Source organism: Psychrobacter fulvigenes (assembly GCF_904846155.1).
Taxonomy (GTDB): Bacteria; Pseudomonadota; Gammaproteobacteria; order Pseudomonadales; family Moraxellaceae; genus Psychrobacter; species Psychrobacter fulvigenes.
The window spans coordinates 2,906,892-2,931,222 of record NZ_CAJGZP010000001.1 but is presented as its reverse complement, the minus strand read 5'-3'; the positions used below and the strand labels follow the sequence as shown (position 1 = coordinate 2,931,222).

The 24,331-nt window shown below is 43.8% G+C and carries 20 protein-coding genes; 13 read left to right on the top strand and 7 right to left on the bottom strand.

Annotated elements, in window-relative coordinates; genetic code table 11:
• Positions 1 to 35 precede the first annotated feature (35 nt).
• The 5 genes from JMX03_RS12410 to JMX03_RS12390 all read left to right on the top strand — a co-directional run bounded on the left by JMX03_RS12410 (position 36) and on the right by JMX03_RS12390 (position 6,618).
• Complete coding sequence (locus JMX03_RS12410; RefSeq protein WP_201597106.1) at positions 36 to 1,763, top strand: AMP-binding protein; 1,728 nt, start codon at positions 36 to 38, stop codon at positions 1,761 to 1,763.
• A gap of 525 nt (positions 1,764 to 2,288) precedes the next feature.
• The gene (locus JMX03_RS12405; RefSeq protein WP_406947748.1) at positions 2,289 to 4,013 is read left to right on the top strand and encodes an AMP-binding protein; all 1,725 of its coding nucleotides are present in this window, start codon (positions 2,289 to 2,291) and stop codon (positions 4,011 to 4,013) included.
• 245 nt (positions 4,014 to 4,258) lie between these two features.
• Positions 4,259 to 4,975, top strand: a complete 717-nt coding sequence (rph, locus tag JMX03_RS12400) for a ribonuclease PH (protein WP_201573719.1) — start codon at positions 4,259 to 4,261, stop codon at positions 4,973 to 4,975.
• 113 nt (positions 4,976 to 5,088) lie between these two features.
• The gene (locus tag JMX03_RS12395) at positions 5,089 to 5,580 is read left to right on the top strand and encodes a hypothetical protein (RefSeq protein WP_201597102.1); all 492 of its coding nucleotides are present in this window, start codon (positions 5,089 to 5,091) and stop codon (positions 5,578 to 5,580) included.
• A gap of 168 nt (positions 5,581 to 5,748) precedes the next feature.
• The gene (locus tag JMX03_RS12390) at positions 5,749 to 6,618 is read left to right on the top strand and encodes a hypothetical protein (protein ID WP_227695738.1); all 870 of its coding nucleotides are present in this window, start codon (positions 5,749 to 5,751) and stop codon (positions 6,616 to 6,618) included.
• A 128-nt stretch (positions 6,619 to 6,746) separates the two neighbouring features.
• Here the strand turns inward: JMX03_RS12390 and hemJ are convergent, their stop codons facing one another.
• From hemJ to serB, 6 genes are all read right to left on the bottom strand, one after another.
• Positions 6,747 to 7,181 (bottom strand): protoporphyrinogen oxidase HemJ, encoded by a 435-nt coding sequence (gene hemJ / locus JMX03_RS12385; protein WP_201573730.1) that lies wholly within the window; start codon positions 7,179 to 7,181, stop codon positions 6,747 to 6,749.
• Positions 7,182 to 7,314: 133 nt separating this feature from the next.
• Positions 7,315 to 8,505, bottom strand: a complete 1,191-nt coding sequence (gene bioB, locus JMX03_RS12380; protein WP_201597100.1) for a biotin synthase BioB — start codon at positions 8,503 to 8,505, stop codon at positions 7,315 to 7,317.
• 200 nt (positions 8,506 to 8,705) lie between these two features.
• On the bottom strand, positions 8,706 to 9,212 hold the full coding sequence (locus JMX03_RS12375; protein ID WP_201597098.1) for an SCP2 sterol-binding domain-containing protein: 507 nt from the start codon (positions 9,210 to 9,212) through the stop codon (positions 8,706 to 8,708).
• Between the two features lie 346 nt (positions 9,213 to 9,558).
• Positions 9,559 to 9,948 (bottom strand): AciT family ciprofloxacin tolerance protein, encoded by a 390-nt coding sequence (gene aciT / locus JMX03_RS12370; protein ID WP_227695736.1) that lies wholly within the window; start codon positions 9,946 to 9,948, stop codon positions 9,559 to 9,561.
• Between the two features lie 231 nt (positions 9,949 to 10,179).
• A complete protein-coding gene (locus JMX03_RS12365; RefSeq protein WP_201597096.1) occupies positions 10,180 to 11,184 on the bottom strand; it encodes a DUF368 domain-containing protein in 1,005 nt (334 codons plus the stop codon).
• 270 nt (positions 11,185 to 11,454) lie between these two features.
• Positions 11,455 to 12,666, bottom strand: a complete 1,212-nt coding sequence (serB, locus tag JMX03_RS12360; protein ID WP_201573748.1) for a phosphoserine phosphatase SerB — start codon at positions 12,664 to 12,666, stop codon at positions 11,455 to 11,457.
• Between the two features lie 303 nt (positions 12,667 to 12,969).
• Here serB and JMX03_RS12355 point away from each other — a divergent pair, with 303 nt between their 5' ends.
• From JMX03_RS12355 to JMX03_RS12335, 5 genes are all read left to right on the top strand, one after another.
• Entirely contained in the window at positions 12,970 to 14,508 is a 1,539-nt protein-coding gene (locus JMX03_RS12355) for a hypothetical protein (protein ID WP_201597094.1), read from the top strand.
• A gap of 150 nt (positions 14,509 to 14,658) precedes the next feature.
• Positions 14,659 to 14,904 carry a PA3496 family putative envelope integrity protein gene (locus JMX03_RS12350; RefSeq protein ID WP_201597092.1) on the top strand — a complete coding sequence of 82 codons (246 nt, stop codon included), beginning with the start codon at positions 14,659 to 14,661 and terminating at the stop codon, positions 14,902 to 14,904.
• 172 nt (positions 14,905 to 15,076) lie between these two features.
• Positions 15,077 to 15,634, top strand: coding sequence for a YecA/YgfB family protein (locus JMX03_RS12345; protein ID WP_201573754.1), 558 nt, complete (start codon positions 15,077 to 15,079; stop codon positions 15,632 to 15,634).
• Between the two features lie 198 nt (positions 15,635 to 15,832).
• A complete protein-coding gene (locus JMX03_RS12340) occupies positions 15,833 to 16,282 on the top strand; it encodes a YbjQ family protein (protein WP_201597090.1) in 450 nt (149 codons plus the stop codon).
• Positions 16,283 to 16,371: 89 nt separating this feature from the next.
• Positions 16,372 to 16,854: a YbjQ family protein gene (locus JMX03_RS12335; protein ID WP_201597089.1), complete on the top strand. Its 483-nt coding sequence runs from the start codon at positions 16,372 to 16,374 to the stop codon at positions 16,852 to 16,854.
• On the opposite strand, the gene JMX03_RS12330 is transcribed toward JMX03_RS12335, so the two are convergent.
• Entirely contained in the window at positions 16,851 to 17,948 is a 1,098-nt protein-coding gene (locus JMX03_RS12330; RefSeq protein ID WP_227695734.1) for a formate/nitrite transporter family protein, read from the bottom strand. The genes JMX03_RS12335 and JMX03_RS12330 overlap by 4 nt on opposite strands.
• Before the next feature lie 292 nt (positions 17,949 to 18,240).
• Here JMX03_RS12330 and JMX03_RS12325 point away from each other — a divergent pair, with 292 nt between their 5' ends.
• The 3 genes from JMX03_RS12325 to JMX03_RS12315 all read left to right on the top strand — a co-directional run bounded on the left by JMX03_RS12325 (position 18,241) and on the right by JMX03_RS12315 (position 24,072).
• Positions 18,241 to 21,192 carry a valine--tRNA ligase gene (locus JMX03_RS12325; protein WP_201597088.1) on the top strand — a complete coding sequence of 984 codons (2,952 nt, stop codon included), beginning with the start codon at positions 18,241 to 18,243 and terminating at the stop codon, positions 21,190 to 21,192.
• A 255-nt stretch (positions 21,193 to 21,447) separates the two neighbouring features.
• Positions 21,448 to 23,046, top strand: coding sequence for a DUF262 domain-containing protein (locus JMX03_RS12320; protein ID WP_201597085.1), 1,599 nt, complete (start codon positions 21,448 to 21,450; stop codon positions 23,044 to 23,046).
• Positions 23,047 to 23,586: 540 nt separating this feature from the next.
• Positions 23,587 to 24,072 carry a hypothetical protein gene (locus tag JMX03_RS12315; RefSeq protein ID WP_201573791.1) on the top strand — a complete coding sequence of 162 codons (486 nt, stop codon included), beginning with the start codon at positions 23,587 to 23,589 and terminating at the stop codon, positions 24,070 to 24,072.
• The last annotated feature ends 259 nt before the right edge of the window (positions 24,073 to 24,331 follow it).

The window sequence follows — 24,331 nt, the reverse complement described above, 5'->3', positions numbered from 1 at the left end:
ATTGATTGCGCACACCTATTAGGAGAAAAAAGATTATGGATAATCAAGTTAGTTTCACCCGTCGTGATGATAAAGTCTGGCTAGATAGTTACAAAGAGCTTGGACTGACTTACGAAATTGATATGCCTGCTGATGATACCTCACTGATCGATATCTTTGAACAAAGCTTTGCTGAACATAGTGGAAAAACCGCATTTGTATGTATGGGCGCGTCAATCAGCTTCCAAGAAGTAGATTTATATAGCCGTCAAGTCGCTGCGTATTTGCAGTCGCTTGGGCTAGTCAAAGGCGATAAAGTCGCGGTCATGATGCCCAACGTCTTACAGCTACCTGTCACTGTGCTTGGTGTATTGCGTGCGGGCCTAACCTTAGTCAACGTCAACCCACTATATACTGCCAAAGAGCTTGAGCATCAATTAACCGATTCTGAAGCCAAAGCGCTTATCTTAGTTGAAAACTTCGCGAGAACTTATCAAGACATTGGCCGTCAGTTGGTTGACCATGTGGTCATCACTGGTATGGGTGACTTGATGGGCACGCTCAAAGGCTTTATGGTTAATACGGTTGTCCGTCACGTCAAAAAGATGGTGCCAGATTATAGTATTGCTAATAGCGTTAGCTTTAAAAGCATGCTCAAGCAAAGCTCAGCAAGCAAATACAAGCGCCCCAAAAATATCGGTCTTGATGATATTGCTGTTTTACAGTATACCGGTGGCACGACTGGAGTTGCCAAAGGTGCCATGCTGACTCACAAAAACTTAGTTGGCAACCTTATTCAGTGCAATACATTCTTGGGCAGTGCTTTTGACGAGTTTGATCGCAGTAATGAGCAGCCAGTTATTATGACAGCTTTGCCACTGTATCATATTTTCTCATTCACGCTTTGCGGTATGTTCGGTCTGCATCGTGGTTGTATTGGGCTATTAGTACCTAATCCGCGTGACCTTGATAGCTTAATGAAAGCTTATAAAGGCCATCCACCTGCGCTGTTCCCCGCAGTCAATACCTTGTTTAATGCGCTTGCCAATAACGAAGAGTTTAAAACTTTGGATCACAGCAAGCTGCGCGTATCAATGGGCGGCGGCATGGCGGTATTGAGTTCCACAGCAGAAAAATGGATGCAAGTCACAGGCAATGTCGTGGTTCAAGGCTATGGTCTGTCAGAGACCTCACCCGTCGCAACTGCCAACCCTATCAATAGCTCGAGCTTTAGCGGCAATATTGGCTTGCCGATGCCAGGCACTGACATTGCAATGTTGGATGAAGATGGCAACGAAGTACCACTGGGCGAGCGCGGCGAGATTGCGGTGCGTGGGCCACAGGTAATGAAAGGCTATTGGAAGCGCGAAGAAGCTACTAAAGAAGTCATGACACCCGATGGGTTTTTCTTAACAGGCGATATCGGTATCATGGACGAAAAAGGTTACATGACCATTGTCGATCGCAAAAAGAATATGATTATTGTTTCAGGCTTTAACGTGTATCCAAACGAAGTGGAAGAAGTCATGGCAGGCCATCCAAAGATTTTGGAGTGCGGTGTCATTGGCGTTGAAGATGAAAAAAGTGGTGAGATTCCAAAGATATTTATCGTGCGTAAAGACAACAGTTTGACCGCCGAAGAAGTCCTTGATTATGCTAAAGAGCATTTGACCGGTTATAAGCGTCCACGTTATGTCGAGTTCCTTGATGAGCTACCAAAGTCGAACGTTGGTAAAATCTTGCATAAAGACCTGCGTAAACTTGAAGAGAAAAGCAAAGCGTAAGACTGAGGATTAATTTTGCGTTAAGGCTGTTTATTGACACTCATAACGATAAAGTTACCAATAATGATAAGGTTGTCGAGAGGCGGCCTTATCATTTTTTATGGTCAGTTTTTAGTACAGCTCGCCTGCTTCTTGGATGTTATTGATGGTCAGCATCAGTATTTTAAGAGGCTCTGTCATGATAGACACAGGCAGATATAGAGAGTTTTTGGCAAAACTGCTATAGTAAAGGCTTATGTAGGAGAGCATTACTCAGTATTACTGGCTTATAAAAACATTAAATAGAGTGGTTTTTGAGTCCCATAATTAATGATAAAAATGACCAAGATACCGAGAACCTGACTCAATATGCCCTATTTATAACATCATTAGATTACTCTACGTCTTTAAATCTAGTATTTAGGAAAAGTTATGACTGATAACATCAATAGAGACAGCACCGATAATAAAGCGCCAGACCAAAGCTCTAACAGCAATGACAATAAGCACGTGCAAAAAGATCAGCCAAAAAAAGACGGACAGACAATGGCAAATATGACAGCATTTCCGACCATGCCGACGATTCCAAGTGACCGGCCTTGGCTAGATGCCTACGAGCGCTATGGCATCAACGCAACGATTGAGATGCCAGATGATGAGACGTCTTTATTAGAAGTGTTTGAGCGTAACTTTCGCCGCTATGGACAAAAGCCAGCGTATATTTGTATGGGTGCGTCGATCAGTTATAAGCAACTGGATTTATATAGTCGTCAGATTGCCAGTTATTTACAGTCGTTAGGGTTAGTCAAAGGCGATAAAGTAGCCGTGATGATGCCCAACTTGTTGCAGTATCCTATCGTCGCGCTTGGTATCATCCGTGCTGGCATGGTGTTGGTCAACGTCAATCCGCTATATACCAGTCGTGAGCTATCGCACCAACTACATGACAGTGGCACAAAAGCGTTATTTATCGTCGAAAATTTTGCTAAGACTTATCAAGAAGCCGAAGATAAAGGTCAAGTGGAGCATGTGATTGTCTGTAAGGTTGGCGACATGCTAGGAGCTATCAAAGGCCGCGTGGTCAATCTCGTTGCGCGTCATATCAAAAAGATGATTCCTGCTTATAGCTTGCCAGGTAGCACCAGCTTCAAACAAGCATTAAGTGCTGTGTCTGCGAGTAAATATAAGCGTCCAGATCTGACCTTAAGTGATGTGGCTTTGTTGCAGTATACGGGCGGTACCACTGGTGTGGCTAAAGGAGCGATGCTCAGTCACGGAAACCTAGTTGCTAATATGCTGCAGATTAGCGTGCTGATGAAAAGCGCTTTTGAAGATGATGCCAATGCTGATGATGTGATTTTGACCGCATTGCCGCTATACCATGTGTTCTCATTTATGGTTTGCGGGATGTATGGTATGTATCAAGGCTATGCAGGCTTGCTGATTCCCAACCCACGTGATTTGGATGGTTTAATCAAAGAAATGGCCAAATATAAGCCATCTTTTATTCCCGCAGTCAATACTTTGTTTAATGGCTTAGTACACAAAGAAGGCTTTGCTGACTTGGACTTCTCTAACCTAAAAGCCTCTATTGGCGGCGGTATGTCAGTCATGCCTAGTGTGGCAAAAGAGTGGCACAAAATCACGGGTCTGCCTATCGTAGAAGGTTATGGTTTGTCTGAGACCTCACCTGTTGTTGCTTTTAACCCGATGACAATTGCTGAGTTCACTGGCAAGATCGGTATCCCAGCATCCAGCACTGATATTATCCTAATTGACGAAGAAGACAATGAAGTAGCCATCGGTGAGCGTGGTGAAATTTGTGTCAAAGGCCCACAAGTCATGATTGGCTATCAGAACCGTGCAAAAGATACGGAAGAAACATTTACTGCATCTGGTTATCTGAAAACAGGTGACATAGGTATCATGGACGAAAAAGGCTTTATCAAAATCGTTGATCGCAAAAAAGATATGATTATAGTATCGGGCTTTAATGTCTATCCAAATGAGATTGAAGCTGCCATGAGTGAGCATCCAGGTATCGTGGAGTGCGGCGCGATTGGCATACCAAATGATGAGCGCGGTGAAGATCCGAAGCTGTTTGTGGTCAAAAAAGGTAACGTAACCGAAAAAGAGTTGCTCGACTTTGGCAAAAAACAGCTGACGGGTTATAAGCGTCCACGTCATATCCAATTCGTTGATGAGCTACCAAAATCAAACGTGGGTAAAATCCTGCGCAAAGAACTGCGTAAGATGGAAGGTTTAGAATAGTTGCTGTGACTAAACCTTATAAAAATCAGTGGCGTAATAGCGGGCGCGAATCTTGCTATTGCGCCGCTGTCACGTTAGGATATCTCGAGATTAGGGCGTGCTGAATAGTTAGGTTTGTAGGTATGAGTACTTACTTATCACAACCTACTTATAAAAACCTATGAAAACCGCAACTGGTTTTACCAAACCCTTTTTTAGATTACTTTTTCACAAAACCTTTTTATGACACCGTACTAGGAAAATTTATGCGTATTGATAACCGTGAGCTAGACCAACTTCGTTCAATTACTTTTGAGCGCAACTATACCAAGCATGCCGAAGGCTCAGTGTTGGTCAGCTTTGGTGATACCAAAGTATTGTGTACAGCCAGTGTTGAGTCAGGCGTGCCACGTTGGTTGAAAGGCAAGGGTAAAGGTTGGATCACTTCTGAGTACGGCATGCTACCACGTGCCACCAATACCCGTAATCAACGTGAGGCCGCACGCGGCAAGCAATCTGGTCGCACCCAAGAGATTCAGCGTCTCATCGGCCGTAGCCTACGTGCGATGATTGATCTCAGCAAGCTTGGCGAAAACACCATCTATTTAGACTGTGATGTCTTGCAGGCGGATGGTGGTACACGTACCGCGAGTATCACTGGTGCAGCCATTGCGCTCATTGATGCTCTAGAAAGCATTCAAAAGACCAAAAAGCTAAAGGCTGATCCCTTGATTGGTTTGGTCGCCGCCGTCTCTGTCGGTATCAAAAACGGCGAAGCTTACTTGGACTTAAACTACGAAGAAGACGTCAGCTGTGATACAGACCTAAATGTGGTCATGACGCAAAAAGGCGAGTACATCGAGATTCAAGGAACGGCAGAAGAAAAGCCCTTTACTCGCGCTGAAGCCGATAAAATGCTGACATTGGCCGAAAAAGGCATTGCTGAGCTTATTAAAATGCAACAAACAGCACTTGGATGGTAGGTTTATAATAAGATAATACTCTTAATATTAAATAGCTGTTCAATGAGCAGCTATTTGATTTGTCTGCCAATTTTTCTGTCAAATAATGCAGAGCAACCAACAGGTATTGACGCATGTTAAAGCTAACAGATGAAGGTGCCAAGATTACCTTGCAGGGCCAGCCACCAGCAGGCGACAATGGTATGTTTTGGTTTGGCTCGGCATTACTGGTAGGCGCAGTCGCTGTCGCTATGGCAATGAGTATCCTACCAGAGCGCCTAGCGATTGGCGCGCTTGCCTTACTTATTGTTGGCAGCTTTATCTTTAATAATAAGCGGCAACAGCACAAAAAAGCCATGAGTGGCAAAATAAGCAGTGGCATCCTTTGGGTACGCACAGGTGAGCTGGTACATGATAATCATGGCAAGCGCGAGAGTATTAAGCTGACTGATGGTGATAAAGTCACACTGGTTGGTAGCAAGCTACAAATCATTGATGCCGATAACGTACGCAAATATGATATCAGTGGCTTTGAGACGTTGCAGGAAGCACAAGCGACCAAGGCAATACTAGTAGGTCAAACCCTAAATAAACGCCATGCCAATATAAAAATGAACAGCAACTGAGTTTTTTTTATATAGATTTAACCTACCTTTTAAACCCCCAACCCCTCCTTTTGTCGCTCACATATCGGTAATAATACTTGCAGACTCCTACTCAAATGTACTATAACTAGAGTTTGATAGCTTAATAACAACAACGACAACGATTGCTGTATTGACAAGGAGTTAGTCATGTTACCATTGCCGATTATTGCCTCACGTGACACTCGACCCATCCGTTTTACTACTAAAAAATATTCTATGGTAATAAAAACACCGGTTGTGTCATTATTCATGGTGCTATTGGGCAGCACAAGTTACGTGCATGCCGATAGTATGAGCGCGCTTATCGCGCAAAAGTCAGCCCAGTTTGAGCCAGCAGTGCCCAGTGCCAAAATCAGTACACGCTCTACTATTCAGCGGGTGCGCAGCAATCAAGCTAATCAAATCAGTCAGGCAAACACTAACCCAACGAGCAATACCCAAGCCAATACCAATTGGTACGCTTACAAGCAGATGCCTGCAAACAATTCTACGCTACACAACCCTGCACCGAATACCGCCTATCGTTACCCTGAAGTGCAAAGACAACCGCTCGCCATATCGCCGGCATTTTTATCAGGCAGTTATGACAATGTTGATAGCGAGTATCTGCCCCTTCTTACTCAAGCAGAGTCACAGAGCCATACAGCCGCGCGTGAGGTGATCAGCACGGCACGTAAGATGGCGCTCAATGAGCGTACCATCATTCAGGGCGGCTGCTGGGATTATCTTGATGCGGTATTCAAGCGGGCAGGGGTGACGCGTGATACGGTGCATAAGGGCGCATATAGACAAGGGCCTTATGCCAACAGCAGTGAGATTGAGGCAGGTGATTGGTTGTATTATATCAATCATGGTTACAATGGCGTTGAGCATAGTGGACTGTTTGTCGGTTGGGTCGATGAAGCAGCCAAGCAAGCGCTGATGCTCAGCTATGCTGGCGAGAATCGGCGTGAGCCTGCACGCTATCGAGTCTACGATTTGAGTAATGTGTATCAGATTATGCGTCCTGCATTTTAGGTAAGCGGTTCACTGTTTCAGGCTCTTTATTTTTAGTAGTCTTTATGTCTAATATATAGACACCCACAAAAAAGCGTCTGCCACTTATTAAGTTGCAGACGCTTTTGTTTTTTATGCAGTAGACGCTTTTAGAACGGCTTGACCACCACTAAAATGACAATAATTACCAAGGCAAATACAGGTACTTCATTAAACCAGCGCCAAAACACATGGGTTTTGTAATGCGGGTCGTTAACGAGCTTCTTACGATAAAAGCCGCACGCGCCATGATAGGCTGACAGTAGTACCACCAATAGTAGTTTTACGTGTAACCAGCCTTGCGTCTTATACACTTCCCATCCCAGTCCAAGCATCCATAGACCAAAGATCCATGTCGCTATCATAGAGGGCGTCATGATGCCGCGATAGAGCTTGCGCTCCATGACGATGAAACGCTCTTGACTGACCAGATCATCACTCATCGCATGATAAACAAACAGACGGGGCAGATAAAAAATAGCCGCAAACCAACAGACCATTGAGATAATATGCGCTGCTTTAATCCAGTTAAAATAATCTGCCATAGTAGGTTCTCTTTACTGTTTTTAGTAATCAGCATCTATACTTTATAAGTGCTGATAGCTTTAAATTCAAGTTTCATTCATTTTAATGCTGGCAAGCTTAACGCAGATTATGCAGTAATGGTAGCTGACTTGATTAAACTACTTGGTCATGGCTTGCAAGAATGACTTGCGACTGATGACCGCTCATGGCATCGATAACAGGTAGCTGCTTTGGCGCTTTTGGCGTGGCGTATTGCGCACTTAATCCGAGCTCGCGCATTAGCCTGTCATCATTTGATTGGCTAGCATTCCCCGTTGTTAGGAGTTTATCACCATAAAAGAACGAGTTTGCACCAGCCATAAAGGCCAATGCTTGCTCAGCATCCGATAAGCTTTCGCGGCCTGCAGATAAGCGCACATAACTGCTTGGGCAGCAAATACGTGTCACTGCAATCGTACGAATCCACTCTAAGACGGATAGCTGACCTTCTGCCAAGACTTTGTCACCAAGTGGCGTACCAGAGATAGGGACAAGTAGATTGACCGGGATAGATTCAGGGGCTTTTGGCATCTTTAGCAGCTCATGTACCCAGTCGATGCGATCCTCACGGCTCTCACCCATACCGACGATATTACCGCTACAGACATTGATACCTGAGTTACGTACATATGCCAGTGTATCAAGTCGCTCGTCATAGCTGCGGGTACTAACCACTTGCTCATAGTAGTTCCGCGAGGTATCTAGATTATGGTTGTAATAATCAAGCCCTGCGTCAGCCAATTGCGTCGCCTGCTGGGGATTGAGCATACCAAGGGTCATGCAAGTCTCAAGACCCAGCTCTTTTACTTCTTTAATGAGCTCAACCACATAAGGCATGTCTTTGGCGCTAGGATGCTTCCAAGCCGCGCCCATACAAAACCGCGATGAGCCGCTTGCTTTAGCACGCTTAGCAGCTGCGATCACCTTATCTACCTCCAGCCGCTTTTCTGCTTGCAATTTGGTCTTATCACGATGATGCCCTGATTGTGAGCAGTAACCACAATCTTCAGGACAATTACCTGTTTTGATAGACAGTAAGGTGCTGATTTGCACTTCGTCGGCAGGGAAATTCTGCCGATGAATGGTTTGCGCTTGTAGTAATAAATCCATTAATGGCAAATCAAACAACTGTGCAATCTGTTCACGGCTATGTCTGCTCGATGGTGAGGTTGTTTCTGTGCTTGCAGAGTCTGCGTTTAGCAGATCTGTCGCAAAAGATTTATGATTGTTATTTTCGGTGTTTTTTATTAATGTATCTTCTGCCGTTTGGGCTGTGGGTTCGGAGATGGAAAACAATCCTGCCATGAGTTAAATCCTTTTAAAAAGCATGAGACGATAATAAAATCAGATAAATTACAAATGTTTGTATTATAAAGTAGACAATAAAAAAGGTTACGGTAACCGTAGTATACCGTAACCCTTTTAGAAAACCAGAGTGCGATTAATTGGCGTTTAAATCCACATTTATGAATTTTATACCGTTAAATAATCGTTAGCTCCGCTAACTACTTACCAAGTTTATGCTTAGCAACGCCAATCCAATGCTCAGCAAACTGCTGTGCTTTGTAAGTATAAGGCTTCATTTTTTGGATATAAGGTTCACACTTTTCTGGAACCTCTGGCACGATGTGTTTGGCAAGTTTGTTGAACCACATCATAAGGCTGTAATCGCCATCTATGCTTAGTTTGCCTTCTTGAACGGCAGTCATAAATGCAGGCAGGCTACCTTTAGTGAGTAGCTTCACACCAGTCATAGAGTCCTTGAACTTAATACTCAAGTCAGCCTTTTCAGCGCTGCCGCTGTCTTGGCTGAATTTGCCATTGTCAAAAGTAAAGTGACGGACAACGTCAGATTCTTCGCTGGTAAATTCGATGGTTACTTGACGATTGGCTAGTAGCTTTTGTACTTCTTCGTTGTCGCTATCAGCAAGCATAGACAAGCGATAACCAACCACAGCCAGTAGTACGTCTAATGGATCAGATTTGATATTTAACACAGGGATATTGAACATAGTAAAATTCCTAAAAACGAACATGAAATATAAATATAAAGGGATTGATAAAAAAGATTTGATGAGAATAGACGCTACTTTATAGTAATTTTCACGACAATTATATAAGTAAATTATAAACCATGAGTCACCTTCAACTCTTTAGTAGTTACGTAGAAGCTGTTAAGCATCGTGTAACAATATAACGGTTAATGTTTAGTGGCTAGCGAATATCAGAATCAAAAAATGCGCCAAGATTGGGCGCATTTTTTATAGAGTTAATATCTACTTTGCAAAGGACGATGGTGTCAGTCGGTTAAGGCTGTGTCAACAGAAAGGTTGTTTTGGCTCATAAAATAAGGCGCTATCAAAAACGCGGTTGATAGTTGTCATCATAGATAGGGGTGTGCTCGATATAGCGTGCTGCAGCCCGCTTGCGCTCTTGTTGCAAGGCTTGGCTCACGTCATCGTAACGTAGCGCGCGATATAATACCCAAACTGCTAACGGTAGCCAGCTGATGGCAAGCGCTGCGACATAACTGTGCCAATCTGAGAGGGCAAACCAGTTGAGTATCAGGTTATGGGTAACTTCCACTGACAGAAAATAAATAATGCCGCCAAGGACATACCACAGTAGCCAGCGCTGTGAAGACAGAGCGATGACAGCAATAACGGCTAATAAAATAACACAACCAAGGAGTGCGCTACTGCTCCATGCATCGGTACCGATAATAGAAAATATGGTTAAAAGCATCATTCATCTCGCTATTCATAAGGTGAATTTCAATGACTTCATTATGAAAGCAAAATGTGCAAAGCTGAAGGGGGTAGTGGCGACTTTGCGACAACAGTTGACGCCTAGTTTTGCTGCTTATACTTAGGTGCTATAGGCAGCAAGGCTTGCGTCATATTTACCTGATTTTGGTCACTGTATTATAACGGCAAAGAACAGATGTTTTTATAAGGCATTGATTTTAATAATATTATTTTAGGCATCAGTGCTTTTGGTACGCTTGCTTTGATGTCCCCACCACGACAGTGCAGATACCAAAACAGCACCGAGTAGCATCAGGCTCAAGGTCACCAACCACTGTGCACCAGTCGGATACTGCCACGGTGCGACGTTATGAACGGCCTCGCTATTTAGAGTGCCTAAAGCGTCTACTTTCCACGGCCATACTTTGACTAGCGAACCTGCGATAAATCCAGTCAACAGCGCTAATGTACCTTGGTAATAATGTGACAATAGCCATTTTAACGCCCGTGTGAACAATAATAGTCCAGTGGCCATACCCGCCATAACCGTAAAGATTACGCTTAGATTCATGGTATTAACTGCCTCTAAGACAGCATTATAAGCACCCAATAACAATAAGATAAAAGATCCTGAGACACCAGGCAATATCATCGCACAAATAGCAATGGCGCCTGCAAAGAATAAATAAGGCAAGCTTGGCGCGGTGGTCAGTATTGGCAGACTGCTAATCGTTACGGCTGTGATGATACCAGTAATAAACAATGCTACGCGCGCTGCGTTCCAGTGTTTGATCTCGCTCAATAAAAGCACAACAGTAGCGATGACCAGCCCAAAGAAGAATGACCAAATCAGTAGCGGCTGATTGTCTAATAGGTGTTTGATAATACCTGCTAAGGTCGCAAAGCTGGTTGCAATGCCAAGCAGCAAGCACAATAAAAACGTTGCATCGACCTGCCGCCAAACAGCAAGCAAGCCTTTGACTCCACCCTCTTGGCGAAATACTCGCCACAGACTCGGCCCGATGCTACCCAAAGCATTGATTAAACGCTCATAAATACCGGCGATAAGGGCAATGGTACCGCCTGATACACCAGGAACGATGTCAGCCGCGCCCATTGCCATGCCTTTGATATAGACGCCTATTAGCTGTTTTGGCTTGTCTGTTTCTATCTTTTTTTCCTCAGGTTTTTTATTTGAAGACGACGCATCCGGCCGCTGTGATTGTGATGCCGTCATGGACATTCCTTTCTAAAGGCTAAAATGAATGATACCAAACCCAAAAAGTACGATTAACCTTGTCAAACTTGCTAAGCCTACTGGATGTAGTGCTTGTGCAAGTTTTTCGCGTTACTCTGGTTTTTGCAAATGGTACTCTTGAATAATAAAGCCACTAACGATAAAAGCCAGATTAACGCTATTTGTGTCAATCTAGCTTATCGCAATTTTATTGTCTGAAAGCCGCTTTTTTCGTTTGGATAGGATAAAAAGCGGATTGGTTATATTGTCTTACTGTACTGGGATAAGTGCTGGATAGCCAAGTGCATAGAGTACACCCTCAAGGCCTGTGACATTAACCGCCGCATCCGCACGCGCCTCTACGATAGGCTTGGCGTGATAAGCAACGCCCAAATCAGCAATGGCCATCATCGGCAAGTCGTTGGCGCCATCACCTACACAGACAACTTGTGACATCTCTATGCCCATACGCTCAGCAGTGTGAGCGACGATGGCGGCTTTTTTGGCACCATTCACGATTGGCAGCTGTATGTGGCCAGTCACTTCACCTTCATCGATGTCTAAGTGATTGGCATGGACTTCATCGATACCGAGCTGCTCAGCGATATAGTTGGCAAAATAAGTAAAGCCACCAGAGACGAGCACAGTATGGTAGCCCAAAGTCTTTAGGGCGCTGATAATCGTGCGCGCCCCTGTAGATAGCGTCAAACGCGCACAAATCTCGTCCAGTACTGAAGTTGGAATACCCTCTAAAAGCGCTACACGCTGAGCAAAAGACTCATCAAAGTCAATCTCACCGCGCATCGCCGCCTCAGTGATGGTTTCGACTTGCTCGCCGATGCCAGCAGTTTTTGCCAGCTCAACGATGACTTCTTGTTCAATCAAGGTTGAATCCATATCAAAGCAGGCAAGTTTGTGTGTACGCAGCATATGACCGACAGAGAGGATGTGACAATCCACCAGTTTTGAGCTGTCTATAGTGGGGTTCTCATCCCCTTGAGCTCTATAGTTTTCAGCCAAATCATGACGCAGGCGAGTCGTTAGCTGATCATCAATGATGTGGGCTGCGGCTGTCTTTTTACCAGGGTGCATCAAGGTATCGGTCACAGGTACCAATAGATAGCGGAATACTTGTGCAGGAACAAATGGCTGATAAGGTACGTTGCCCGTGTTTGCAGTAGGGTCGCTGTCATTGGCCACATCAGGGACAGCAATATCAACAAAGGTTGCTTCGGTGTCTTCTGCTACCGTGACCAAATGCCAGTTTGGCTGCTCATCGACCCAAGACTGCACATATTGATGAATGTCGAGCGCGGGTACATGCGCGGGCAATACGACAATCAGTGCAAATACTGGCAGTGATTGCAGTGCATCAAAGTCTTGCAGGTTGGTACCATCGGGCAGCAATGAAGCAACAGAATCAACGGCTTGTTGCCATGCTTTGCTGTCTTTTGGTAACGAATAAGGCGTATTTTTTGGCATGGCTCAATTGTCCCTTGTATGCTCAGATAAGATTAGGAATAATAACAGTTTTACCGTCTGTCGCCTATACATGACGCACAAAGTAAAACAGTTGGATAATAGCGAATATAATCACTAGGATAATAGGCGAGTTTGGCGGATAATTAAAAATATGCGCATAGCCAAACCTATGACGACCACTATGGTGATATAGTAAAGATGGTCGAATGTTCAACATGCCCTAACATAACAGTACACTTTTGTGAAAAATGAGCGACTGTCTCGTTTTTTTAATTTCCTTTATTCAAAAAAGTTTAACATATCATGACGTATTTAGCGCCGCGGCAAGGGTTGTTTGCCATTATCATTCTGATCAGTTTTTTTCTGCAGACCCTATTGCTGGTCATCAGTACTGATCAGCAACTGACCAAAATCCGTGAGCAAAAAGGCCAACAGATGGTGGCTCAGCTCATCGATGAGGCGCGCCTATCTTTGGAGAACAAGGATCGCGTAAGTCTCAGTGTCATTGCCAATCGTTATACCAGCGAGCAGGACGTTGCACGGATCTTAATCAAAGATAATAACGACGAGCTGCTCGTGCCAGTAGGCAATGCTCCTATGCAACAAGGCGACACCATTGAGCAAATGGCGACTAAAGGTGACGCCGTCATTGGTAGCGTGGCGCTGACGCTAAAGGATATTAGCAAGGGTGAGATTATCACCATGCAGTGGCCGTTTGTCATTGGCTCCCTGATTCTCCATCTATTCTTGTGGTTGCTATATGGCTATGTTGCGCGTCCGACCAAAGAGCAGATCAATGCCTTAAGCCGTGATATTCAAGACTTGCATCGCGAACGCTATCTACAGTCAGGCCAATTGGCTTATGGTCGCGGGGCCAATGAGAGTTATGTAGCAGACAGCGAGTCAGGGACGAGTGACGTTAATAATTTGGCGGCGAATAATAGTGACAAAGATGCGGCTGATATTGCAGCTCACAACCAGGTTAAAAAGCCCATCAGCACTGCGGGTATTCATGACGAGGTGAATGCTTACTTGAGAGGGCAACAGCAAGCCAGTAATGCTACGGCTGATACCGAGAGCGTTGATCCCGTCAGCAGTACACAGCATCCGAGTGATGGCTCTGATATTGATAAGAGTGTAACCGATAGTAACCGCTCTAGCAGTACCGAAAATTTGGCAGCAAGTACTGATAGCGCCAGCAAGAATAAATTCACCAGCTCTGCGTCCAAACTATCTGCTACACGTACTTTTGACACCGTTCAGGTGCAGATCCTGTTCCATGATGAGTTTAATATGTTAGAGCGCCTCGCCCCTGAGATGCGCATGCCATATTTGGCTTTATGTACACAGTTATTGAACCAAGCGCTGACTGAGCTACTGCAGCAGCCCCTCCTACTTGGTGTTAGCGCCATGAATGAGCCTCGTTTTGATGAGAGCGGCGCCTATGCAGTCTTAAAGGCAGATAATAGCCATGCTAAGGTGGCGCTGGCAGGGGTGATGTTGGGCAAGCTTTATCTTATGCTCAATAAAATCATCCATGATAAGCATATTGAGCTGTCACGTTTTGCCTTGCCTGCCAAGGCTGGCGTCAGTGACGATGCTCAAAGTGATGCTATGAAGCAGCTGCTAAAGAGTGTGGGTAAAAAAGAGCAGATGCTGATTCTATTACCGAATGCTGGACTGAAGCAAATTGGCAATTATGTACAAGTGCAGAGCCTAAAGCGGCCAACGACTGTGTATGAGCGTGAGTGCGCGATATTCGATGGTGCTAATGACTCGATGATACAGCGTTTGGCAGAAGTGCGTAATGCGGTACTCATGACTGGAAATGAAGAAGAGTAATCGCCTCGCTATTTGCCTGTTAATGTCCACAAAAATCAGACTAAACTGCTCATTTGAGTAAAAAGGATTGACAAGGCACGTTATAGACTTTATAAGGCATAGGTATATCAATATATTTTGAATTTGTTGCCCCATATATAGGAGTTTGTCATGAGTGATTCTGATATCGATGATGATTTTGATGATGATTTTGGTGATGATGATGACGCAAAAATGGTCGAAGAAGCAGAGAGTAGTGTCCGTACTCGCTTAAGCAGTCTTGAAAAGCGCCGTTTGATTGATAACCTGCTAGAAGAAAAGCGTCTGGCAAAAGCGTTAAAAGATGATTTGGATGACTTAGGCGAAGATGACGACGATGACTTTGATGATGACTGGGACGACGATGACGATATCTAAGTCTTAGCTTAGAGTGTGCGTAAATGAATCGCGAGCGAGTCAGAGCAGGCTTACAAGCCCCACCAAAACATATTGTCGCCGTCTAACTGTGCTAAGCTGAAACCAGAGATTATGACATCAATCGTTATAAAGTCAGTCATTACATCACCTATCGACCAAGGAAAAATACCTTATGAGTAACCCCTTAAGCTTCGACGAACTATTGGATTATTTAGACAGCCAAGAGAGCCAGTATGTGCTCGATAGTGTCGCGACCCATGGGTTCTTGACGGCCACCGTCATTGGACGCCCACTACCAAATTGGATAGACGCGCTGTTTGAAGGTCATGTGGCAGAGATTCCAGAAAACGTCATTGACGGTATTCGCCGTTGGCGCGACGCCATCATTGCTGAGCTAAAGAACGAGACGCCTATCGAGCTGCCGTTTGGTGAAGATGCTGGCGATGCAGAAGTTGCTGTCGACTTTTCAGATGAGTCAGATATTGTGGCGTGGTCGATTGGGTTTGTAGATGCTATGTATGGCGACGAAGCCAGCGACTGGTTCGAAGATGAAGACACCGCAGAAGATGTGGCTGTATTGACCTTACCAATGATCGTGCTAAGCGGTATCGATGACGAAGATCCAGAGCTTGCGCAGATGCGTAGCGACGAAGACAAGATGGCACAAATGGCCAATAGCATCGAAGGAAATTTAACCGAGCTGTTTTTATTGTTCCATACCAACGACTAACGCAATCCCTGTAGCATATTCGTAGACAGTGTTTATTACCCCATAGCAACGCTGGCTGTCTATGAGTATCCTATGAGCATCGTTTATCGACATTGCAGACCAATCTGAGCTTATCAGACCAGATTTTTTAAGCTGGCTTTTTTAAACTAGCCTGTGCTAAAACCAGCTTCTTTGTAAGTCACCAAGTAAGGTAACATCATGACTGTGCAACTATCTAACCTTGAGCACTTGCCCAACTATCAAATCACTGAGCGCCTAGATGTGGTATATGGCAGTACCGTCCGCTCAAAACATGTCGGAAAAGACTTGTTTGCGGGGCTTAAAAACATCGTCGGTGGTGAGCTAACGGCTTATACCGAGCTGCTAGAAGAGTCGCGCAAAGAGGCGATAGATCGCATGATCGTCAAGGCAGAAGCATTGGGCGCAGATGCGGTTGTGGGACTGCGTTTTTCAACCTCTAGTATTGCCCAAGGTGCCTCAGAGCTGTTTGTATATGGCACTGCTGTCAAAGCTATTCCTATACAACAACAGCCGACATACTACCAACCGCCGCATGACCAGTCTGGCCACCCTCCATCGGATCAACCTCAACCGAGCGCAGCACCAACACCCGCTGATGACTTGCCACGTTTTAATCCTTTTGGTTGATTATATAAACGCTAGATATGAGCGTTCTTAATATTTAAATATTCAACAGACCCTAGTACAAAAAGCCTTTCTACGATAAGAGACGTGTCATGAACAACCAATCTGTTACGCAGATGCTCATCAACTACGCACCGCTCATTATACTGTTTGTCATCGGTTGGTTTTTTGGGTCGCGTCATGAGCGTCAGCACTTGGCGCGCTTGGCAGTTTCAGAAAAATCATTGGCTCATATTGTCGTATCGAGTGAACGTTTTTATAAGCCTACTCTTGAGGCCAATAGTGAAGGTGAGCTAGTGCTCGGCAGTGTGGTTATCGCGCAAGACTACTTTAAGATGGTGGTGGCACGCGTCCTTAACTTATTTGGCAAAAACCTAACCACTTATGAGACCTTGTTAGATCGTGCCCGCCGTGAGGCTGTGGTACGTATGCGCACACAAGCGTATGAAAAAGGCTACAATCATATCTACGGCTTACGCTTAGAAGTCAGTAATATTAACCAGCTGGGCAGCATGGTGGAAGCCATTGCTTACGGCACTGCCGTCATCAGTACTGAGAGACGCAAACCTCATTAAGGACGACGGTCGTTGATGCGCATGATGTTATTACTTTTCTCATCTGCCGCTTGTTCTTTTACTTTTTCGATTTCAAATAAGAAAGTTCGGTTTTTCAGTACAGCGACAAACACCACACCGCCCACAGTATTGCCCACCAAGACCACCAATAGAAATGTCAAATAACTCAATAAGCTGACGCTACTGCCATATATCAAAGCGGCAAATACTTCGATATTGCCGACGATGCTGTGATGTAAGCCCAAAAATCCAATACTACCCGTAATCAAAGTGACCAAGACGATACGGCTGAGCGTGTCGCGTGCCGAAGTCACCAACCACGCCGCCACCCCCATCATCCAGCCCGCCAGTATTGAGCTGCCAAAGATTATCCACCATTCATAATCTAAAACATGGTGCGCATAAGTGTCTACATCGGCGGCGCTAAATAACTGCATCTTAATGCCAAGACCTATCATCAAGGCGGCAAATATACACCCGCCAATGATATTACCAGCAATGACGATACCCCATAAGCGCAGCAACTTACTTAACGGCTCAATTTTATTGAGGACGGGCAAGCTCAAAAGTGATGTCTGCTCTGTGAAGAGTAACGATTGGCCAATCACGACGATGATAAAGCCGATGGGATACAGTAGCGAGGATAAAACGATTGCATATTCGCTGGGGAGTAGACCACTGAGCAGTGCAAAGGCGGCCAAAATCATAAAAAAGCTGATACCTATTTCAAGCCCTGCAGTGAAAGCACTGGTAAACAGCGACCCCAAGGAGCGGTCAAAGGTTTCTTTGGCATGGATGACTTGTTCGACCAAGATACTGGCGTAGCTTTTTGCTTGACTCAAATTGTCATCGCTGGCGACTTTTTTGATGCTCTCTTTGTCTTCATCGCTAAACTCTTCAGGAAAGTCCTCGTCCTCTAGGTTTTTAGTCGCCTGTATATCACTGTCTTTTTGGTCATGACTGTCCTCACTTTCGTCGTTACTCTGTTTATCGTTATGCTGAGCATTGTTGTCAGCTAAGCGCTCATCATCTGCAACGTTCGTTTGAGGGTCGTTTTTATGTTCGGAGTCTTTAGGTTCGATGCCTTGGGTCACGGTAAGCTCACTGTTTATAAGGTTATGATTTTTATGGATAATTTCGATAGTTGGTTTTGATAGTTGGCTTTGATGTACAGACGCAATTTATAATAAGACTATAGCTTATTATATTTAGCATTCAGCTGATTGATGTTGTTAATTGTTTAATAAGGTTTGTTCAAGCCTTATAAATCACCTTAGCTCTAACAAAATCTGGCTATCTGCGTTAAAATCACTCTATTAACTATTTCGCCTATTTTTCGACGTATTTGTCTGACCACATTCATTATTAACAAAAGATCCTTCTATTATGAGTAATTCTAATACCAATACTAATGCCAACCTGACCCAGTCTATCCAAGCTGCCCTTAACCAATTAGAAAATGCCCATAACCCAAGCGAAGTCGAGGCGGGCATGTATCAAGGGTGGGAAGACAGTGGTTATTTTCAGCCGACGTTTGATAAGGATGAGTCGTTCTCTATAGCACTGCCGCCGCCAAACGTGACGGGTAGCTTGCACATGGGGCATGGTTTCAATAACGCCATTATGGATGCGCTAACGCGTTATCACCGTATGGATGGCGACAATACACTGTGGCAACCGGGTACCGATCACGCTGGTATTGCCACGCAAATGGTCGTTGAGCGTCGTTTAGAAGCTGAGGGTATCCGCCGCCGTGATATGACTCGTGAAGACTTCATCGATAAAGTCTGGGAGTGGAAAGAAGAGTCGGGTGATAATATTACCCGTCAGATTCGTCGTCTGGGTAGCTCGGTCGATTGGTCACGTGAGCGCTTCACGATGGACGATGGCTTATCCAATGCGGTCAAAGAAGTATTCGTGCGTTTGTTCGATGATGGTCTTATCTATCGTGGTAAGCGTTTGGTGAATTGGGATCCAAAGTTCCAAACTGCACTGTCTGATCTGGAAGTTGAGAACGTCGATGAAAAGGGCAGCCTATGGCACTTCCGCTATCATTTCACCGATAAAGACCTAACCACTCAAGATGGTAAAAACTATCTGGTGGTCGCGACCACGCGCCCTGAAACCTTACTTGGCGATACTGCCGTTGCGGTCAATCCTAGCGATGAGCGTTATACGCATTTGATTGGCAAGACCATTACTTTACCAGTGACCGGTCGTATCGTGCCTATCGTCGCTGATGATTATGTGGAGAGCGACTTTGGGACTGGCTGTGTAAAAATTACTCCAGCGCATGACTTTAATGACTATGAGCTTGGTCGTCGTCATAGCTTGCCATTAATCAATATCCTTGATGAACGCGCCAATATCTTGCCTGCGATGGAAGTCTATCCTGATCTGCAAACGCGTGAGCCTACGCTTGAGACCACGCCAAGCGACTATGCAGGACTTGAGCGTTTCGCTGCGCGTAAGTATCTGGTTGAGCAAGCAGGCGAGCAAGGTTGGTTAGAAGAAGTCGAAGATTACGCGCTGAAAGCACCGCGTGCTGAGCGTGGCGGTACCGTCGTTGAGCCATGGTTGACCGATCAGTGGTATGTCGCGGTTAATAAGCTGGCTGGTCCTGCGATTGACGCGGTAGAAGACGGCAGCATCGAGTTTGTCCCTGCCCAGTACAAAAACATGTACATGGCATGGATGACTAACTTGCAGGACTGGTGCATCAGCCGTCAGCTGTGGTGGGGACATCGTATCCCAGCGTGGTATGACGATGCGACAGGCGGCATCTATGTGGCGCGTGATGAGGCCGAAGTCCGTAGCAAATATAATCTCAGCGACGACGTAAAGCTACGCCAAGATGATGATGTGCTCGATACATGGTTTAGCTCTGGTCTTTGGACCTTTAGTACGCTTGACTGGGCAGACCCAAACGCTGATCCACGCGTACTAGAAACCTTCCACCCGACCAGCGTATTGGTCACTGGCTTTGACATCATTTTCTTCTGGGTCGCGCGCATGATTATGCTGACCTTGCACTTCGTCAAAAACGACGATGGCACGCCGCAAGTACCGTTCAAGACTGTCTATGTACATGGTCTGGTGCGTGATGGTAATGGTCAAAAGATGTCTAAATCCAAGGGCAACGTCCTAGATCCTATTGACCTCATCGATGGTATCGATCTAGAAGCGCTGGTCGAAAAGCGTACTAGCAACATGATGAACCCAAAAGACGCTGCCAAAATCGAAAAGCAAACGCGTAAAGAGTTTCCAGAAGGTATCCCAGCGTACGGTACCGATGCGCTGCGCTTTACTTTCACATCATTAGCCAGTACCGGCCGTGATATTAATTTTGATCTAAAACGTGTCGAAGGCTATCGCAACTTCTGTAATAAAATCTGGAACGCCAGCCGTTTTGTGCTGATGAACTGTGTGGATAAAGACAGCAACGCGTTGCCTATCGACCAAGCGCCTAATCCTGAGGTATGGGAATTACCCGAAAAATGGATTATGAGTCGCCTAAACTCAAGCATCAAAAATATCCATCAGCATTTTGCCCAGTATCGCTTGGACATGGTCAGCCATGATATTTATGAGTTTATCTGGAACGAATACTGTGACTGGTATGTCGAGCTTGCCAAAGCCAGTCTCAATGATGACTCAGTATCGGATGAGCGTAAAGCGCAAATCCGTTATGTACTGCTGCACGTCCTTGAGACGGCATTGCGCTTTAGCCACCCAATCATGCCATATCTGACCGAGCAAATCTGGCAGACCATCGCGCCATTACTAGATCGTAAAAACACCGACAGCATCGTCATTGCCGATTATCCACAAGTAGACGAGGCACAAATCAATGCGCAAGTCGAAGCTGATATGGACTGGCTGCAAGAGCTCATCGCTGGCGTGCGTAATATCCGTGGTGAGATGAAACTGGGCAATGCGATACGCTTGCCAGTGCTGCTGGAGAATATCACGAGCGAAAAAATCGAGCGTTTAAATCGTATTGAAAACCAGTTTAAAGCGCTTGCCAAAGTTGAGAGCTTAACCATCTTAAAAGAAGGCGACGAAGTGCCGCTATCGTCATCGAGTATGGTTGGTCGCTTGCGGGTACTCGTCCCGATGAAAGGTCTCATCGATCCGACTGCTGAGTTAAGCCGTCTGAGTAAAGCCCAAGAGAAGCTGCAAAAGCAAGCCGATGGTATCTCGCGTAAGCTGGGTAATGAAGGCTTTGTCAGTAAAGCGCCTGCAGAAGTAGTAGAAGCTGAGAAGGTGAAGCTTGAAGAGCTAGAAGGGCAGTTGGCTACTATGGCGGGGCAGATGGAGCAGTTGAAGGCGTTGTAAAAAAAGTAAAAAACTAAAGAGCATGGCCTCAGCATTGAAGTCCTTTAATAGGGGGTAAATATGCGGGTCATTGCTCGGTGTTTTTTAAAAGCTTCGCTCGGCGCTCGTCCCTCGCGCGATACCAAAAGCTCATTTGGCAAATAATGTAGGAAGTGTAAAGTTAAAGAGCTAGACCAAAGGATAAGCTTAGAAAAATATCGGGTATTAGTAGTATTAACTTATTTTATAAACTAAATATATACTTGAGAGAGAATTATGAGCGATTTGAATATTCGAAAAGTTTTAGATAATATTTCAAATGGAAATATTAGAATCCCTGCATTTCAAAGAGGTTTTGTTTGGGAGCCTGAATCTGTAGCTTTTTTAATGGATAGTATTTATAAAGGTTATCCTTTCGGAACCATTCAGTTATGGAGAACCAAAGAGCAGTTAAGCTGTGAAAAGAAAATTGGAAATTTTGATATATTTAATAGAGATACAGATTATCCTATAGACTACGTTCTTGATGGACAACAAAGATTAACCTCGATTTTTGGAGTATTCCAAACAGAGATGCCGATCTCAAGCGAAGCTGATAATCCTTTTAATATTTATTTTGATTTAAATATAGAGGACAATTCTCAGGACTCACAGTTTCTCGCCTTTAGTGATTTAGATGAAGTGGATAAAGAGCGTCACTTTCCACTGAATTGTTTGTTTGATACGGTCAAATATAGAAATGCTACTGAACATTTTTTAGATCCTGAAACTATAAATAAAATAGATAAGCTGCAAGAAAAGTTCAAAGAGGTTTCTATTCCATGTCAAACCTTAGAAACAAATGACAAATCAAAAGTTGCAATTGTTTTTGAAAGGATTAATCGAAGAGGAGTTGAATTAGATACTCTTCAGCTTTTAACAGCTTGGACTTGGAGTGAAGAGTTTGACTTACAAAGTAAGTTTGAAGGTTTGAAGCAGGAACTAGAGCCTTATGGTTTCGACAGTGTAGGATCTAATGTTGACCTATTATTAAAAATAACTTCTGCAGTAATAAATAATAATTCCAATACAGATGAATTGATTTCATTGAATGGTGAAACAGTGAGGAATAGGTTCGAAGAGATAAGAAATGGTATCCTAGGTAGTATTGATTTTCTGAAGACAAATTTTCATATCGAATCTATAAAAAATCTGCCTTACGAGCATTTTCTTATTCCTATGTCTGTATTTTTTTCAATTGAGGGTAATAAACAATTAAGGACAGACAGTATACAATATAAAAAAATCACTTCTTGGTTCTGGAAGAGTTCATTCAATAAAAGGTATGCATCAAGTACGAATAAGAAAATTAATCATGATATAAGCGAAATGGTAGTATTAAAAAACGATGCTATAAATTCTAAGATTGAACAAGTGCCTTTTGGTAATGTAGATAAAGAGTTATTCAAAGAAGATATGTTTGCGATGAATCGCGTCACCTCAAAAGCTTTTATTTTGCTACTAGTTCAGAATAACCCTAAAAACCTAGTTTCAGGTAGTAAAATATCTTTGAGTAAGGTATTGAAAGAATATAATAAGAACGAGTTTCATCATATTTTCCCAAAGTCTTATTTAGATGGTTTAGGTGATGATACTAAAGAAAATGATAAAAATTGTTTAGCAAACTATTGCATCTTATCTAAAGCAGAAAATAATTTAATTAGAGATGATAAGCCATCAAAATATTACAGAAAACACATGACAAACGTATCTGATGATGTATTTGATTCCAACTTTATAAATAAAGAGGCATTTATTAAAGATGAGTTTGATCTGTTTATTGAAAGTCGTGCTGATAGTTTGATGGACAAGCTTAATCATATCATCGCAATGTAACTAAATTAATTTAGGTAAAAAAATATTTAATCTTTAAAGCCACTAAGCAACATTGTTAATAAGCTATTAGCAGGCTGTTATCTAGGCACAAGATATGAAAGCCATTAAATAGAGTTTTTTATCATAAGTTTTAACTACTGATTAATAACTTCAGTTTCCAAGTTGGATCAAAGAAGCAGGCAAGATAGGATTGATAACGAAATAAATTAGTCAGAATATATCATCAAAAATAAAAACCGCTCACAAAACTATGAGCGGTTTTTTTACGTCAAAAAATCAAGTCAGATGCTCTACGCCAGACCAATACCCAAACACAGCAGTCCGCCTGCCAGTCACTCACACCGCCACAACAAAGCTGTACCTTAGACATTTTATTACAAATCAAAGTGATAGGGCTGATAATATAAATATAAGCGCACCGACTCTGACAGCATTAACTTTGATGAGAGTTGGGTCTATAAATAGAAAGCATTATGTTTGGTTTTATTGCTATACCAGATATTTTTAAGTGATGTTTCCATGGATTTAGGAATAATTACTATGATAAATATACATGTCGTCTTTTGGGTCGCCCTGACGTTTTTTACCTTCCTTGTGACTAGAAGTAATATAAAAGGTCATAAATCCCTCACTGCTAGAGACGCTACTCCAAGAGCGCTCAGTAGCGATAAGCTTAATATTGAGAGCAGTTTTTATAGAGCGGATGCGACCTTGCACGATATTATATTCTTTCACGCGTCGGCATCTGGCGCTGCTATCGTCTTATTGGTATTAATCATCAAAGGTGAGGTTTTATTCCCTGGAACGGTTGTCCTGTTTGGTCCCCTGTCTTCCATCGCGATATTTACTATTAGCATTGTGCTACTGTTATTTGCCTTTTACTTTTATAGCATCTCGATTTTGAAACTTGGCGATACGTTGGCTAGAATGCAGATCAAGGGTAAAGCCATTGAGACCAAGCACGCAGTTTTGGCTGTCTTTGGTTATTTTTTGATATTCCCGATTATTGCATTGATACTGGCCTAAAGCCCATCTATCGGAAAACCTAATACAGTAAAAACCGCTCACACTCTAGCTGTGAGCGGTTTTCTTTTTTTATCAAGCCAAATTAAGAGTGATCCGAGTAATAAGGGGTTCTAACACCCCATCCCAATCATTAAAAACAACCATCCATACAAAAAAATTATTAACATGAGTTAAATTGTTGTACAGTAAGGTTTAGTTGCATTATGATAACTCATAGTAACAGCATGGATGCATGGCGCTCACTTGACAAGCGCCATTA